Annotated in this window: 13 protein-coding genes; 11 read left to right on the plus strand and 2 right to left on the minus strand. The window is 52.0% G+C overall.

Annotation, left to right across the window (positions count from 1 at the left end; genetic code table 11):
* The first annotated feature begins 157 nt into the window (after window positions 1–157).
* Genes ACFQ88_RS02695 through ACFQ88_RS02735 form a run of 9 tightly spaced genes read left to right on the plus strand, consistent with a single transcriptional unit; the run spans window position 158 to window position 11,330 of the window.
* On the plus strand, window positions 158–1,885 hold the full coding sequence (locus ACFQ88_RS02695) for an amylo-alpha-1,6-glucosidase (protein WP_379451567.1): 1,728 nt from the start codon (window positions 158–160) through the stop codon (window positions 1,883–1,885).
* 24 nt (window positions 1,886–1,909) lie between these two features.
* The gene (locus ACFQ88_RS02700) at window positions 1,910–2,668 is read left to right on the plus strand and encodes an SDR family NAD(P)-dependent oxidoreductase (protein WP_379451569.1); all 759 of its coding nucleotides are present in this window, start codon (window positions 1,910–1,912) and stop codon (window positions 2,666–2,668) included.
* Window positions 2,665–3,459, plus strand: coding sequence for a creatininase family protein (locus ACFQ88_RS02705; RefSeq protein ID WP_379451571.1), 795 nt, complete (start codon window positions 2,665–2,667; stop codon window positions 3,457–3,459). The genes ACFQ88_RS02700 and ACFQ88_RS02705 overlap by 4 nt, the downstream gene beginning before the upstream one ends.
* Entirely contained in the window at window positions 3,456–4,586 is a 1,131-nt protein-coding gene (locus ACFQ88_RS02710; protein ID WP_379451573.1) for a hypothetical protein, read from the plus strand. The genes ACFQ88_RS02705 and ACFQ88_RS02710 overlap by 4 nt, the downstream gene beginning before the upstream one ends.
* A gap of 17 nt (window positions 4,587–4,603) precedes the next feature.
* On the plus strand, window positions 4,604–6,193 hold the full coding sequence (locus ACFQ88_RS02715) for an FAD-dependent oxidoreductase (protein ID WP_379451575.1): 1,590 nt from the start codon (window positions 4,604–4,606) through the stop codon (window positions 6,191–6,193).
* A gap of 50 nt (window positions 6,194–6,243) precedes the next feature.
* Complete coding sequence (locus tag ACFQ88_RS02720; RefSeq protein WP_379451577.1) at window positions 6,244–7,557, plus strand: ABC transporter substrate-binding protein; 1,314 nt, start codon at window positions 6,244–6,246, stop codon at window positions 7,555–7,557.
* 30 nt (window positions 7,558–7,587) lie between these two features.
* Complete coding sequence (locus ACFQ88_RS02725) at window positions 7,588–8,466, plus strand: carbohydrate ABC transporter permease (RefSeq protein ID WP_239634899.1); 879 nt, start codon at window positions 7,588–7,590, stop codon at window positions 8,464–8,466.
* The gene (locus ACFQ88_RS02730; RefSeq protein ID WP_379451580.1) at window positions 8,459–9,289 is read left to right on the plus strand and encodes a carbohydrate ABC transporter permease; all 831 of its coding nucleotides are present in this window, start codon (window positions 8,459–8,461) and stop codon (window positions 9,287–9,289) included. The genes ACFQ88_RS02725 and ACFQ88_RS02730 overlap by 8 nt, the downstream gene beginning before the upstream one ends.
* A 52-nt stretch (window positions 9,290–9,341) precedes the next feature.
* Window positions 9,342–11,330: a right-handed parallel beta-helix repeat-containing protein gene (locus ACFQ88_RS02735; RefSeq protein ID WP_379451582.1), complete on the plus strand. Its 1,989-nt coding sequence runs from the start codon at window positions 9,342–9,344 to the stop codon at window positions 11,328–11,330.
* Between the two features lie 122 nt (window positions 11,331–11,452).
* Here the strand turns inward: ACFQ88_RS02735 and ACFQ88_RS02740 are convergent, their stop codons facing one another.
* Window positions 11,453–12,175 (minus strand): sulfite exporter TauE/SafE family protein, encoded by a 723-nt coding sequence (locus ACFQ88_RS02740; RefSeq protein WP_379451584.1) that lies wholly within the window; start codon window positions 12,173–12,175, stop codon window positions 11,453–11,455.
* Between the two features lie 218 nt (window positions 12,176–12,393).
* Here ACFQ88_RS02740 and ACFQ88_RS02745 point away from each other — a divergent pair, with 218 nt between their 5' ends.
* Both ACFQ88_RS02745 and ACFQ88_RS02750 read left to right on the plus strand, forming a co-directional pair.
* Window positions 12,394–13,173: an alpha/beta hydrolase gene (locus tag ACFQ88_RS02745; RefSeq protein WP_379451586.1), complete on the plus strand. Its 780-nt coding sequence runs from the start codon at window positions 12,394–12,396 to the stop codon at window positions 13,171–13,173.
* A 15-nt stretch (window positions 13,174–13,188) separates the two neighbouring features.
* The gene (locus tag ACFQ88_RS02750) at window positions 13,189–13,989 is read left to right on the plus strand and encodes an alpha/beta hydrolase (protein ID WP_379451588.1); all 801 of its coding nucleotides are present in this window, start codon (window positions 13,189–13,191) and stop codon (window positions 13,987–13,989) included.
* Window positions 13,990–14,048: 59 nt separating this feature from the next.
* On the opposite strand, the gene ACFQ88_RS02755 is transcribed toward ACFQ88_RS02750, so the two are convergent.
* Window positions 14,049–14,915, minus strand: coding sequence for a helix-turn-helix transcriptional regulator (locus ACFQ88_RS02755; protein WP_239634905.1), 867 nt, complete (start codon window positions 14,913–14,915; stop codon window positions 14,049–14,051).
* Between the last annotated feature and the right edge of the window lie 176 nt (window positions 14,916–15,091).

Here is a 15,091-nt window from a genome sequence, read left to right on the forward strand (position 1 = left end):
AAGGTTCTTTTGAAGATTAGTATACCATAGCTTGCTGCAGCCGTAACGAGAAAAGAGCAAAATCATGCAACGAAAGCGCAGATTGTTCTATAGAAGACGTGCTCCGAATTGCGCATAATGATATCAATAAAAGCAATTCATAAGGGGAGAGAGTCCGTTGACGAGCTTGACGCCATTGCATGTTCAATCACATTTACCTGATATTTGGAAGGAAGGGGCATTATTCGCCTTCTCCGGTTATGACGGACCGACGGATTCGAGCTCCGGATTCGTAGCTTCACTAGGAGCGACGGGGTACAGCTTGTTATTCCATACACCCCAGCGGAGATTGCTGTCGTTTGAAGTTCCTCAGTCTGGTAACGTAAGGATTTGCACGGGAGACGTGCTCCTGACCGAATTGGAGGAAGGAAGCTTACTGGCTGTGTATTCCAGCTGGCATACGCTCATAGGAACTGCACCATCGGCAGTCCTTATACAATTAAGCTTCGAGCAGAGCGATGGCGGTGAATCGTGGCGGGAAGACAATCTTATTATTACAAAATCGAAGAACGGGCAGGATGCGGTGGTGCTTGTTCGGGATAAGGAACGTTGGTCGCTGGCTTTCGGACGGCAGGTCGAAGAGGCATCAAAGCGGGCATTGGAAGGGTTGGAGCTGGATGCTGCGAAGACAGCGGAAGATAGGCTGCGGTTTTACCGGAATGTTCCTACAATTGCCGATTCAACGAAACAGCAGCTGCTAAACAAATGCTTCAGCGTTATGAAAGTGAATACGCTCTCTCCCGAGGGCGTTATTCAACAGCGATGGTCGACTCCGGACCGCGTTCCCCATCAAGCTATGTGGCTGTGGGATTCCGTATTTCATACGATAGCCATGAATAAGCTGGATCCTCTGTTATCCTGGGATTTTCTAAAATCCGTACTGGATACACAGCTGGAGAGCGGAATGATCCCTCATATGACCAGAGTTGACGGTACGTGCTCGAGCATAACTCAGCCTCCGCTGCTTGCCTGGGGCGTATGGGAAAATTACCTTCACACTAAGCGCCTCGCTCACCTGCAATATGCGCTTCCTGTCCTGGAACGGTATCTTACCTGGGACTTGACGAATAGAGACCGGAATGGCAACGGGCTGTTGGAGTGGATGATCGAAGGCAATCCGCTGTGCCGCTCCGGAGAATCCGGAATGGATAATTCCCCAAGGTTTGATCGCGCCGCCACGCTGGACGCAGTCGATTTCTCCGTATTCGCCGCTCACGAGGCTGAATGTATCTCATTAATAGCTGATGTGCTCGGGGAAGAAGAGAAAGCGGAGTATTGGAGGAAGAAGGCTTCCTATCTGAATGAACAGATCCAGTTGCTGCTCTGGGACGAACATGAAGGCTTCTATTTTGATAGAGAGATGGACGGCAGCAGCTCTCGGGTGAGAGCGGTGAGCGGGTTGCTGCCGCTGCTGCTTAAGCCGCTGCCGCAAGAGCGGACGGAGCGGTTAATCAGCCATTTGCGGGATCCGCGGCATTTTCTGACGAAGTACCCTGTCCCGACAACAGCCCTATCGGAACCGACCTATGGAACGGACATGTGGAGAGGGCCGGTATGGATCAATATGAATTATCTTGTGTACATGGGATTGATTAAGCAGGGTAGAGTGGAAGAGGCGAACGAGCTGGCCGCCACGACAATCGAAATGGTCCAAAGCAATTACGAGCAGTTCGGCGTTATCTTCGAATATTACGATTCTTCCGGTCAAATTCCGCCTCCAGCCTGCGATAGAAAAGGTCCTACGTCAGGGATCTATGACATCAGACGGAAAATGGATGTGGTTCGCGATTTTCACTGGTCCGCCTCGCTGACCGCCTGCTTGTTGATGGAGACCGATCAAGGTTAAAACTGCCTTCATGGGAGGATGACAATGTTGCAGCTGCACAATAAAGTAATTCATATTACAGGATCGTTAGGCAAGCTCGGATTGTCGGCGGTTAAACTGTTTGCAGAACGGGGAGCCGTTGTCATTGCAAGCGATCTGGCTGATCCGGAGGGCGCTGCTCTGAAGCTTGGCAAAGTGCTGGATGAGAAAGTATGGCAAGAGCAAGTTATGTATTTGCAGCTGGACGCACGAGACGAATCCCAAATCCAGTTGGGGATGCAAGCAATTCAGGATCGTTGGGGGCGATTGGACGGATTGTACCACAACGCCTATACCCAAATCTATAAACCGGCACTGGAGCTATCCTTAGAGGAATGGAACCAGGTGATACTCGGCACGCTGACCAGCACCTTTCTGATGAATAAATATTCGCTCCCGCTCATGATTGAGACTGGTGGCGGTGCTATCCTCAACACATCGTCCGTCTTAAGTCAGATGGTAAAACCGGCCTGTCTGGCGTATGGCGCAGCCAAAGCGGGCGTCAATCAAATGACTCGCGTCATTGCTTCCGATTACGCAGACAAAGGGATCCGAGCCAATGTGCTGCTGCCGGGCGACATTAAGACGCAGGAGGCGCTTGCCGCCATGCCGCTTTCCTTTCGCGAAGCGGTAGCCGAGCAGACGCCGCTTGGACGGTCGGGGACACCGGAGGAAGTATCGGAGCTGGCAGCCTTTCTGCTGTCCGACGGTGCTTCGTATGTTACCGGAGCTTTGGTAGCTGTAGACGGGGGGTTCTCGCTATGAACGACGGCTTCTTGTTCCACCGTAAGACCCGGGAAGTATTAAATCGCCATGCAGCGGAAGGCTATGCCGTGGTTGTCCCGCTTGCCGCTACCGAACAGCACGGTCCCTATCTTCCGGTGTTTACCGACAGTATCATTGGCAATCATATTGCGCTGGAAGCCTGCAGGAAGGCGTCGAGCACTATGAAGCTGCTGCTGGCACCAACGCTGACTATAGGATGCTCGCAGCACCATTTGGCCTTCGGCGGTACATTATCGTTCACCTCGTCTACCTATCTTGCGATGTTGAATGATATCGGCGAAAGCTTGGTGAGAGGAGGCTTCCGGAAAATCATCTTTCTGAACGCTCACGGGGGCAACGAGCCATTAATGCATCAGGCCGCACAGGATTTGGCCGTGAAGCATGACATCTGGACTGCGTCTTCCTCTTATTGGAGCCTATCGAGAACGGCTCTTAACGAGCAGAACGCCCAGGATATGGGGATGGTCCCGGGTCATGCGGGAGGATTCGAAGCTTCGCTCGTCGCAGCCCTTGAACCGGATTGGATCGAAGCCCCCGATCGGGCAGCACAACCGTTGCATCCGCAGCGTTCATGGATTAACGCGGGGCCAGCAGGCTCCTTTGTAGGAAAGCATGGACAGCTGACGGGAGCGGACGGGTATACGGATGGTTACACTCATGCCGATGCCGTAAAGGGTGCTGAATGCTTGCAATCCATTATACAATCGACGGCAAGCTGGCTCGAACAAGTGGTTAATTGGATGAATGAAAGGATGGAAGTCGAAGGATGAGCGGACCGGCACGACGCAAACAAGTGGCTGCAATCGTAACCGAATACCGTTCCGATTCCCATGCAGAAGTAATCCTTGGCAGGCTGCTGGGCCAATTCGGGTATCATCCGCAAATCGACGTAGCGTCCTTGTACCTGGATCAGGTTCCAGCTAACGATATGGGGTTGGCTGAAGCACAGGCACATGGCGTTGCCGTCTGCACAACGATCGAAGAAGCTATTGCCATCGAGCGAAACGGCAGTTCGATCGACGGGATCCTTTTGATCGGTGAGCATGGGGACTATCCGTGGAATGAGAAGCGTCAGAAGCTGTATCCGCGACGCCGTTTCTTTGAAGAAGCTTTCAAGGCGATGGATAAACTAGGGTTGGCAGTGCCTATATTCAACGACAAGCATTTGTCTTATCGAATGGATGACGCACAGTGGATTTACGGTGAGCTGAAGAAGAGAGGATTGCCGTTTCTAGGCGGATCCTCTATACCTCTTACGCCTCAAGTGCCGGACTACCCAACCGGCAAGTTAAATAAGGTACAGGAGATTTTCGTAATCAGCTGGCTTGGTCTCGAATCTTATGGCTTTCATGGGATGGAAGTGCTGCAGTCACTTGCCGAGCAAAGAGAGGGCGGCGAGCAGGGGATCGTTTCCGTTCAGGCTTTGGAGGGGCGTTCCGTCTGGGCTGCGATGGATCAAGGTAAGGTTCCTGAGGATTTGATGCTCCAAGCGTTACAAATGACCAGTGAGGAAATTCCAGGCCATCCGAGAGACCATGTCGACATCCCCACGCTGTTCATGGTGGAATATCGCGACGGTGTGAAGGGTTACGTTCTCCAGCTGCAGCGTTTTGTAAAAGAGTGGGTGTATGCCTTCCGCGGAGGGGACGGGGAAATTACAGCCTCACGCTGCAGCAGCGAGCCGGGACGTCCTTATCGCCATTTCGCCGAGCTGACGAGACGAATCGAGCAGATGGTCATAGCAGGACAATCAACGGTTTGTGCGGAACGGACTTTTCTCACCACCGGAATGATCAATATGAGCATGGAATCGCTGCATCTCGGCAAAAAGCTGGCAACTCCCGAGCTCAGCACAATCCGCTACTCTCCTGCAGCAGCTGCAAAAGCTCAATTATAGCAGGGCACACTAAACTAATGGCAAAGAAAGAGGGATGCCGAATGGGCATGGGCAGCTTTTCCAAGTTGTACTACTACAAGCCTTCCAGCAAGGATTCAACCTCCGCACTGCATGTCGAAGCGGATCTGTGTATTTACGGCGGCACACCGGCCGGAATTGCAGCAGCCGTGCAAGCAAGCCGCATGGGCTTAAAAGCCGTGATCGCCGAATTCAGCCAGCATATAGGAGGCATGACGGCAAGCGGGCTCGGACGTACGGATGTGGGAGAGGCAGCGGCAATTGGCGGCATATCGAGCGAATTCTACCGTGCGCTTGGTCAATATTACGACAGTAAGGAGCCTGACGGAAGAGCGTGGGCTTTCGAGCCGCATGTGGCGGAGCGCATCTATGTGGAGTGGTTGGAGCAAGCCGGGATACCGGTATACTATGAGCAGCATTTGGAATCCGTAGAGATGCACTCGGGACGTATACGGAAGCTGACCATGGAGAACGGAAATACATTTTCGGCACCGATGTTCATTGATGCTTCCTATGAAGGCGATCTGCTTGCGCAGGCGGGCGTTTCGTATCATGTGGGAAGAGAATCGAATTCGGTGTATCAAGAGATTTTGAACGGAATTCATTTCGGTCACCCCAAACATAACTTTATGGCCTGGGTGGACCCCTATGTAAAAGAAGGCAAAATCGACAGCGGGCTGCTGCCTGGGGTTACCGATGCCGCGCCGGGAGTACAAGGCCAAGGCGACAGCTCGGTGCAAGCCTATAACTTCCGCATATGCTTGAGCCGCAACAAGGACAATCAGCTTCCTTATCCCGAACCGCCCAACTATAACCGCGATGAATTTGCATTGCTGGCGCGGTATATCCGTAATGGAGTTTGGGACGCGTTAAGGCTTAATAAGGAGATGCCGAGCTTCAAGAGCGATTTAAATAATTGGGGCGGGGTTTCGACCGATTATATCGGCAGGAACTATGACTGGCCGGAGGCCGATTATGCACGCCGCGAGCAGCTTTTTCAAGAGCATGTGCATTACAACATGGGAATGCTGTATTTCCTGGCGAATGACGAGAGTGTCCCCGCATCGGTCCGAGCGGAGGTCCGGGAATGGGGACTGCCCGCCGATGAATTCCGGGCAACCGGCGGATGGCCGCACCAGCTGTATATCCGTGAAGCGAGACGAATGATAGCTGAGGTGGTCATGACGGAGCAGCATTGCCGCCACTACCGAGTCGAGGAGGATTCTATAGGCTTGGCTGCGTACACTATGGATTCCCATAACTGCAGACGGCTGGTTCTCGACGGACGGTGCATTAACGAGGGGAATGTCGAAATCAGTCCGAACGGTCCGTATCCGATCTCTTACCGCGCTATTATCCCTAAGGGAGAACAGTGTACGAATCTGCTCGTCCCCGTGTGCCTGTCGTCAACGCATATTGCCTATGGATCTATCCGAATGGAGCCCGTGTTCATGATTCTCGGGCAATCCGCCGCAACGGCCGCCGCCTTAGCTCTAGAGCACCAGTGCGCATTGCAGGATCTGGACTACCGGCTCTTGCGCAGCCGATTGCTGCAGGACGGTCAAATACTTGATGCAGTCAAATCGTAACAGCCGCTAAAAAAGTGCAATCACTTTATGGTTAACGGGAGGTTATTCTCATGAACAAAAAGACGGCAGTTGTCGGACTCATCATGGCTTTTTCCCTAACGGCTTGTTCTACCGGAACATCGACAGAGAGCGGGCCAGGTGCGAACAGCACGACAGCACCGGGGACTACGCCATCATCCAATCCCGTCACTCTGAAGATCGGCTTGCCTGGCGGGTATGACATTACAAGCAAGAAGCTGATTGACAACTTTCAAGCCAAATATCCGAACATTAAGCTGGAAATTGAGGAGACGCCTTGGGCTGATTTCGTGACCAAAATCGTCACCCGCATTGCGGGAAATAATCCGCCTGATCTGTGGCTGCAAGAAAATGCGGTTATTCTAGGCTACGGAAAACGCGGTGTCGCTGAAAATTTGGAGCCTTACATCAAACGGGATTTGAAGACGGAAGACTACGTAAGTGCTCTTACCTCCGCCAAGCTCGACGGCAAAATCTATGGCATTCCCCACGGAATTAACCCAGGAGCACTAGCCTTTAATAAACAGATATTCACGGAAAACAATGTACCGCTGCCTACGGACAACTGGACCTATAACGATATGATCGAAGCCGCCAAGAAGCTGACCAAGGATACGAACGGCGACGGGAAAGCGGATATTTACGGCTTCCAGGCGGGCAACAATATTACGCTTGGCTGGCTCCCGTGGATGCGGGCATACGGCGGCTCCGCGTTGGACCCGACGCTGACCAAAGCGACCTTTGCAGATCCCAAATCGATTCAAGGACTTACGGCATGGGCGGATACCATTAACAAGCTGAAGATCAGCCCTACCCGGGAAGCGGCCAATACGGGCAAATTTTTCGAGAACGGCAAGGTGGCTATGACCTTTTTCCAATATGCTACCCAAGTATCGCTCAATAAGAACAAACCCGATCTGGACTGGGATACGGTCAAAATTCCGATCGGCATGGACGGCAAACGGTTTGTTCCTATGGTAGTTAACCAATGGGTGATGTACTCCAAATCGAAGCCGGAGGTTAAGGAGGCGGGCTGGACGTTCCTTAAGTACTATTTGAGCGACGAAGGACAGACCTTGCTTTCGGAAAGCGGAACGAGCTTGCCTGTGAAGAAGACGGCGCTGGAACAGCTGGAGAAATCAACCTCCAAGCCGGCGAACAAAAAGGCATTTACGAAAGGCATCGAAGAAGCGGGAGGCACACTGGACGAGAATCCGTCGTGGAATGAATGGAGAGCGGCGGCCGGGCCTATTCTGAACGATATTATGGACGGCAAGCGAACTCCGGAAGACGGAGTGAAGGAAATACAGCAAAAGGTGCAGCAGGTGCTCGACGACAACAAGTAAGCCGAATTAGTGATGAGAAGGGGTGTTTCCATGCGCAAACAAGGCTGGTGGGGGTTCGCGTTTACCTTACCGTTTGTCCTGCAGCTGCTCGTATTCTTCTTGTTCCCATTCGTATTCTCCTTCTACCTGACTTTTACGAAGTGGGATCTATTCAACCCGCCGCAGTGGATCGGATTGCGCAACTGGACTCAATTCCTGCACCAGAAAGTGTTCTGGCTCTCGCTGCGCAATGTCGGATATTTCGCGGTTTTGTTCGTGCCTCTGCAAACATTGGCTGCGCTTGTTCTGGCTTATCTGCTCAACCTGCAAATTCGGGGAAAATCGTTATTCCGAATGGTATTCTTCCTTCCCGTTATTACCCCTTGGGTCGCGGGCGGCATGATCTGGCTCTGGATTTACAACAATGAGTACGGTCTGCTTAACTGGATTCTGCAGACCATGGGTCTCCAGCCTGTGGACTGGATCCGGAGCGGGAACTGGTGGCTCGTTATTGGGTCCATCGCCCTGGTAAATATATGGAAGGGTGCAGGGTATTCCATGGTTCTAATATTGGCCGGCATGCAGAACATTTCGCAAGAAATGATGGAGGCAGCTCGTATGGACGGGGCATCGGGCTGGACCTTATTTACTAAAATAACGGTTCCTCTCGTGTCCCCCATGGTGTATATGGTTATGATCCTTTCCACGATTTCCGCGTTTCATGCGTTCGACGTGTTCCTGGTCATGCTAGGGGATGTCATCTCGGTTGCCGACCGGAATATGGTGCCCAACATCCTGATTTACCGCGATTCGTTCTTGAATTTCAAAATGGGCAGCGCATCTGCGATGGCCTGGGGACTGTTCCTGATAATTCTGTGCATCACGATGATTCAAAAGTTTGCAGAGAAGAGGTGGGTGCATTATGAATAAGCCGTCCATCGGCTTGCATGCCGCCGCCTATGTCATTCTGGCACTGGGTTCCGTCATCATGCTCGTCCCGTTCCTGTATATGCTGTCGACCTCCTTAACTGCTCCGGGCTCGGAGCTGACTTTGCCGCCTAAGCTGATTCCGGACCCCTTCGTTTGGAATAATTACAAGCAGGTTTGGATTGAGGTTCACTTCTTGCAATTTACGTTGAACAGTATTTTTGTGACCTTGCTTGATCTGATCGGAACGGTGCTCTCCTGCGCAGTTGTCGCTTATGGCCTTGCATTCTTCCAATTCCGCGGCCGCAACTTGATTTTTATGGCGATGCTCGGGACGATGATGCTGCCTTCCCAGATTACGATGATTCCGACATATTTCATTTGGAAGTCTGTCGGGGCATTGGATACATTCTACCCGCTTATACTCAGAAGCTTTTTGGGAGGGGCCTTCGGGATCTTCCTGCTGCACCAGTTTTTTAAGACGCTGCCGAGGGAGCTCTACGATGCGGCATGGGTGGATGGGGCGAATCCCTGGACCATTTTCATTCGCATTTACCTCCCGCTCGCTAAACCGGCTTTGTCGGCTCTTGCTGTCTTCACGTTCATTAGCGCTTGGAATAACACGCTGGAGCCGTTGATTTATTTGCAGGATAAGCAAATGTTCACCCTGCCTCTCGGGCTGCTGTTTCTAAAAAATGAGGTTCAAAACCGGATGACACTGATAATGGCAGGTGCGGTCATCACCATTGTTCCTGTGCTGGTTGTATTCCTGTTCGCGCAAAAATATTTCGTTCAAGGCATTGCATCTACGGGGCTGAAAGGCTGATCCAGGTTGTAGTTTTTCGGATGACAAATGAGATAAAGGAGCGATCTCCGTTATGTCTGTACAATCCAATAAAGAAAACGAATCGGTTGAAGCTGTGATCCAGAAGGTTGAAGAAGAGAGTGCAGCAGGACGGCAACATAAGCAGGATGCGCTGATTAGCCGCAGAAAGCTGCTGGCGGTGTTAGGAATGGGAGGAGCAGCCGCTATCACCGCAGGGTTATGGAAAGGGGCGGGATCGGCCACCGCCTATGCCAATGAAATGACCGTCACCCAATCCGTATATGACCAGAGCAAAAAAGTAAAGCCGAAAGAACTAGCGGCATTGCTTGACGAGCATTTGTGCTTGGCGGTAAAGCTGGAGGAGCTGCGGGCCGAGACCGAGCCGGATTCCACGATCATGTACTACGTGACGAACGAAGGGCAAGAGGGATTTTTCCGTTATGATCCGAACGATAGTACGACGCCCGATAATACAGGGACCGTGGCGGTGTCAACCAATGGATGCCGGTTTAAGAGGATCTATGAGGATACGCTGATTGCTTCCTGGTTCGGGACGAAAGCGGACGGCGTAACGAACGACACGCAGGCTCTGCAGGCGGCATTAAATGCCGCTACCGGGCGTAAGCTGTTCATTCCGAAGCAGCGGGCAGGGTACTATTTGACTGGACAGCTTTTTATTCCGGGCCAAATTGCGATCGAGCTGGAGCCGGGTACGATTATTCAAGCGGTGGACACCTTAAGCCGCGTCGGTCCTGCCTATGAACGGTTAATCCGTATCAAGACCGTAAAGGATGTGTACATCAACGGGAACGGGGCGACCTTTCGCATGAATAAGGCGGCCTACACGTCAGGAGAGCAGGCGCATATCTTCGATATCAGCGGCTCGGAGAATGTGGTGATCGAGAACGTTAACGCTAACGATAGCGGTGGCGACGGGTTTTATGTAGGCTATTTCGAATCGACCGTCCTGTCCTGCAAAAATATTGTGCTTCGGAATTGCAAAGCGAACAATAACCGCAGGCAAGGGTTGTCCGTTATATCGGTTGACGGTCTGCTGGTGGAAAGCTGCCGGTTCACGAATACCAAAGGAACTGCGCCGCAGAGCGGGGTGGATATTGAACCGAACAGCCAGCTGGATCTGTTGAAACATATCCGGTTCGTTCAATGCGTAGCGGAGGGAAATACGGGACGCGGATTTCTGGTAACGCTGCTGAAGCCGACAGCTCTAAGTGAAAGTATCGATATTATGTTTGACCGCTGCAAAACGAAAGCAAACTCATACGGCTTCTCTATGAACTATGGGGGAGACGGTGCAAAAGCCGTACCCGGGGAGATTAAGCTGATCGATTGTATTGCGGAAAACGAGCAGTATTCGGGGTTCTCGGACTTATCCTTCTCCGCGGACAGCGCGAAGCGATCCTATATCCGATGCCGTGCCATCAACTGCAACACGGTGAATCAACCGGACGATCCGTACAGCAACGGTTCTTCGTTCATACTTACCACGGTGCCGCAGCAAGTAAGAACGTCGATAGGAAATGCGGTCTATGTAGATTGCGAATCGGTGGATTTACGCTCTGCGCCTCTGATGAAGCGCGGATTCACATTGAGAAAGAACAAGACGGAGCTGATTCGCAACGTCCAATATTTTAATTGCTCCGTACTGGGCGGGGGCCAGAGCTTATACTCTATAGATCCTTCAACGGAAGACCTGTATGCGGAAAATCGGCCTGTGAAGGTTCGAGCGTTTACGGCATCGGGCTCCCTATCCTTTGATTACACCGGCTTCCAAATCACTAACACCGGCGCATCCGGGGATATCGTCCTAACCCTGCCGGCTGCAAAAGCTTCCGTGGCGTTTCAATTTTATGTGGATTCGCCATTCCGGCTTAGTCTGGCAGCCTCTTCCGGCGGCTCCATTATTACGCCTGCCGGCGTAAAATCATCCATCGGAACAGCTGCAGCCGGGAGCTCGGTCTCGTTAATGGGGCGAGCCGACGGCAGCTGGGCGATAACGGGCATGGTTGGTGATTGGTCATAGTTCGCATAGGGATAAACAAAGTTCAAGGCTGCCGATGAGGATCGGCAGCCTTTGTTTTATGCAGGCGTGCAGCGTAAACGTATCGTTGAATTATCAGATGTGCTGCAGCGGAAGATGGCAAATCAGTGGAACGCCGCCACCAGCATGGAGATTCCGGAACACAGCAATAAAATATCCAGCACATACCGGTGCGTGGACGTATTCATTCGCTTGACAACCGACTTGGCAAGAAATGTACCGGCCATCAAAGAGGCACCGACGATGAGCCCTTGAATAATCATCTCGACAGGCAGAGCCCCGGACTCCTGGAATGTTACAACTTTACTGACGTACAGTGCGAGCGAGCTGGCCGCTTCTGTAGCAAGAAATGCGCCTTTTACCAGTCCATAGGAAGTAAAAGCGGGCACGCTAAGAGGTCCGGTTGACAGGACCAGGCCGGTCAAGAAGCCAATGATGGCTCCAGCGACGGAAAGCTGCCATAAGCGTATTCGATAATGCTTTGCATCAAGCCAATGTCTGACGGGGATCATCAGCAGGAAAAACATTCCGAGCGCTATATCGATCATCCTTACCGGCAGTACCAACAGGGTTCGCGCGCCAATGGCGGCAGCAGGCACGCCCGGCAGCGAGTAAGCGGCAAAGGCCCGCCAGTTCACTTCGCTCCACCAGGCGATAATTCTCGAAATATTGGCCATGACGGCAGCTACCGCCATAATAGGCACTGCTTGCTTGGGACCGAATACTAGGACGAGAACCGGCAATAGCATAATGGATGAGCCGGTACCAATGACTCCGCTTATAGCGCCTGCCGCAAGCCCGACCAATAGAACCAATACATATTCCACGACAAAAAACACTCCACTCCCTATAAGCTCATTAAACAGCAAGCATAGAACATATGGCAAACAGCGCATTCACCCGAATTATTGTATCAGGGTATGCGTAAAGTGGAAAGGGACAATAGAGATAATCCGGGTTCTGCAAGAGGAATACATTATGAGGATCCCGAATACTTACAAGGTTCAATCATTACGATACGGTTCGATTGGAGGAGGCTTTGAACATGGCTTGGCTTCATGTACATTATCATTCCGAAACACTGCGGATGCCCGTACCGATGGAGGTGCTGCTGCCTCAATACCATTCCGGAGGATCACGCAAAGTGAGTGATTCGGGTCCTTACCAGACGCTGTATTTGCTGCACGGCATGAGCGACGATCATACGGCATGGATGCGGCGTACCAGTATCGAGAGGTACGTGGAACAGCTCCCGCTGGCGGTGATTATGCCTGCCGGACATCTTGGATGGTATACGGATATGGCGAGAGGCCGCGATTATTTCTCCTTCTTGACCGAGGAGCTGCCAGCGATCAGCGAAAGAATGTTTCCGCTTTCCGGCGCAAGGGAGGACCGGTTCATTGCCGGACTGTCCATGGGCGGCTACGGGGCGATGAAGGCGGGGCTGCTTGCTCCTGACAAGTATGCAGCCGCAGCGTCCTTCTCCGGGGCGTTGGATGCCGTTGATGTTTGGGACCGGATCGGCCCTAAGCTTGCAGGCGATGTATTCGGGAGTAGAGAGCAGCTCGAAGGCGGCAGGAACGATCTCTTTGCGGCTGCAACCGCCATTGCCAAGTCCGGGCAAAGCTGTCCGCAGCTGTATGCGTGGTGCGGTACGGAGGATTTTCTGTACGATGCCAACGTACGTTTCAAGGAGCATGCCGCCGGGCTGGGACTTCCGCTCACCTACGAGGAGGGGCCGGGAGATCACCGGTGGAAATACTGGGATCTGTGCATCGAACGCGTTCTCGACTGGCTGCCGGTGCGCGATGCCCGTGTCGAGTGAGAGGAGGAATCACCTATGGCATTGATAGAGATGCATATGTTCTCGGAGACGTTGGGGATGGAAATGACCGTCAACGTCATCCTGCCTCAGGAAAAGCGTCCGTATGCGGGGGACGGGAAGATGAAGGTGCTATGGCTTCTCCATGGAGGTCATGGCGATGAAACGGCATGGCTAAGGATGAGCCGCATAGAGAGGTATGCCTTGGAATACGGCATTGCCGTAGTAGTACCGGGAGTGCATCATTCCTGTTATACCGACATGGTTCATGGAGGAAGGTTTTTCACATATGTCGCGGATGAGCTGCCGAAGGTGGTTTGCCATCTGCTTCCTCAGTTATCATCCGCTAGAGAGGACAATTACATATCCGGCTATTCGAACGGCGGTTACGGCTGCTTGAGAGTAGGACTTGCGCGTCCTGAGCAGTATGCGGCGATCGGAGCCTTCTCGGCGGGTGACAAGTCGGATATCGCCTTTGACAATGACGGGTCCCAGCGGGCACGGGACCGGATTCTTTTGTTCGGGGATGGCAGCATCAAGAATACGGATAATGACTTGAAGCATCTTGGACGCGAAGCGCTGGTCAACTCAGCTGTGCTGCCGAGAGTATACCACGCGTGCGGGAGTCTCGATCCCTGGCTCGATTTGAACGAGCTGGTGCGCGATTTTTTCACCTCGTTGGAAGGGAATCCGTACGACTATCTGTATCATGAGGTTGAAGGACTCGGGCATACATGGGAGTTCTGGGATATGGAAATCGTCCGTTTCCTGGAATATGCCGGGCTTCGCAAGGAGCCGTCCCGATTCATTGGCGTATAATACGATCCCCAAAAAATAAAGCCTGCAGCGCTCTGCAAGGCTTTTTTTTTATGTCACTGTCACACTTTGAACTTATCGTCCACTTCGTTCCGGAACGCTTTGGGAGAGATGCCGATATGTTTCTTGAACCATTGCGAGAAATAGGAGGTACTGTCGAGACCGATCTCATAGCAAATGCTGTTGACGGGCATATCGGTTGTTCCGAGAAGCAAACAGGCTTCGCGGAGCCGTCTCGCTATTACATAATCCATGATGGAGAAGCCTGTCATTTCCTTGAATAGATGAGAGATGTAGTACGGCGATAAATGCAGCTCAGCGGCAAGCTCGTCCAGCGAAAACCTTTTCTTGAAATGAGCTTCCACCCATTCCATCACCTTTTCGGTATGATGATCGGTGCGGATCTGGCTGCTGACTGCGCTGGTAGTAGTATCTCTCAAGTAATTGAGCAACGAGATGATGAAGATGACGAATTCTTCATATCGGGTTTCCTGCGGTGCCTGTCTAAGCCGGGCATGAAACCGTTGATACAGGAGGGTCAGCTCCATCCGGTCCTCTTGAGGAAAGATTTGCTGAATTACATGCTCTTTCCATAAATGCCGGAAATAGGCTCGCAGCTCCGGGAATGGCTTCAGACGGGTATCCAGGAACACGGGATCCAAATTAAGCACGCTTCTTATGTACTTGCCGGCGCCGGGATCCATATACACCCGATGCAGCTGGTATGGCTGGAACAGGATCAGCGTGTTAGGCGATATCGCATAAATTTTTTGATCCAGGACGATATGGCCTGTGCCCTCGTGGACGAAAAGCAGCTCAATTCCTTGATGAGAATGAAACATATCGTAGACGGAGCCTATCCGTTCATGCTTATAGTTCAGAATAAACGGGCCGCGTCCAATAAAGTCTACCATCTCGATCAGCTTCATATACGCATTCTCTCCTTAACATGAACAATAATGGTTCGATGCACCAGGACCCATCCCCAGAATGTGGTTGATGCTTGGATTATATAAGTAAAGGAACCGCAATACAACAACATTTTAGAACAAAGAAAAGACATTGGTTGTTGGAGATGCTTTGTTATAATCATGTAAGGGCTTAC

Source organism: Paenibacillus sp. NPDC056579 (assembly GCF_042793215.1).
In the GTDB taxonomy this organism is placed as follows: Bacteria; Bacillota; Bacilli; order Paenibacillales; family NBRC-103111; genus Paenibacillus_S.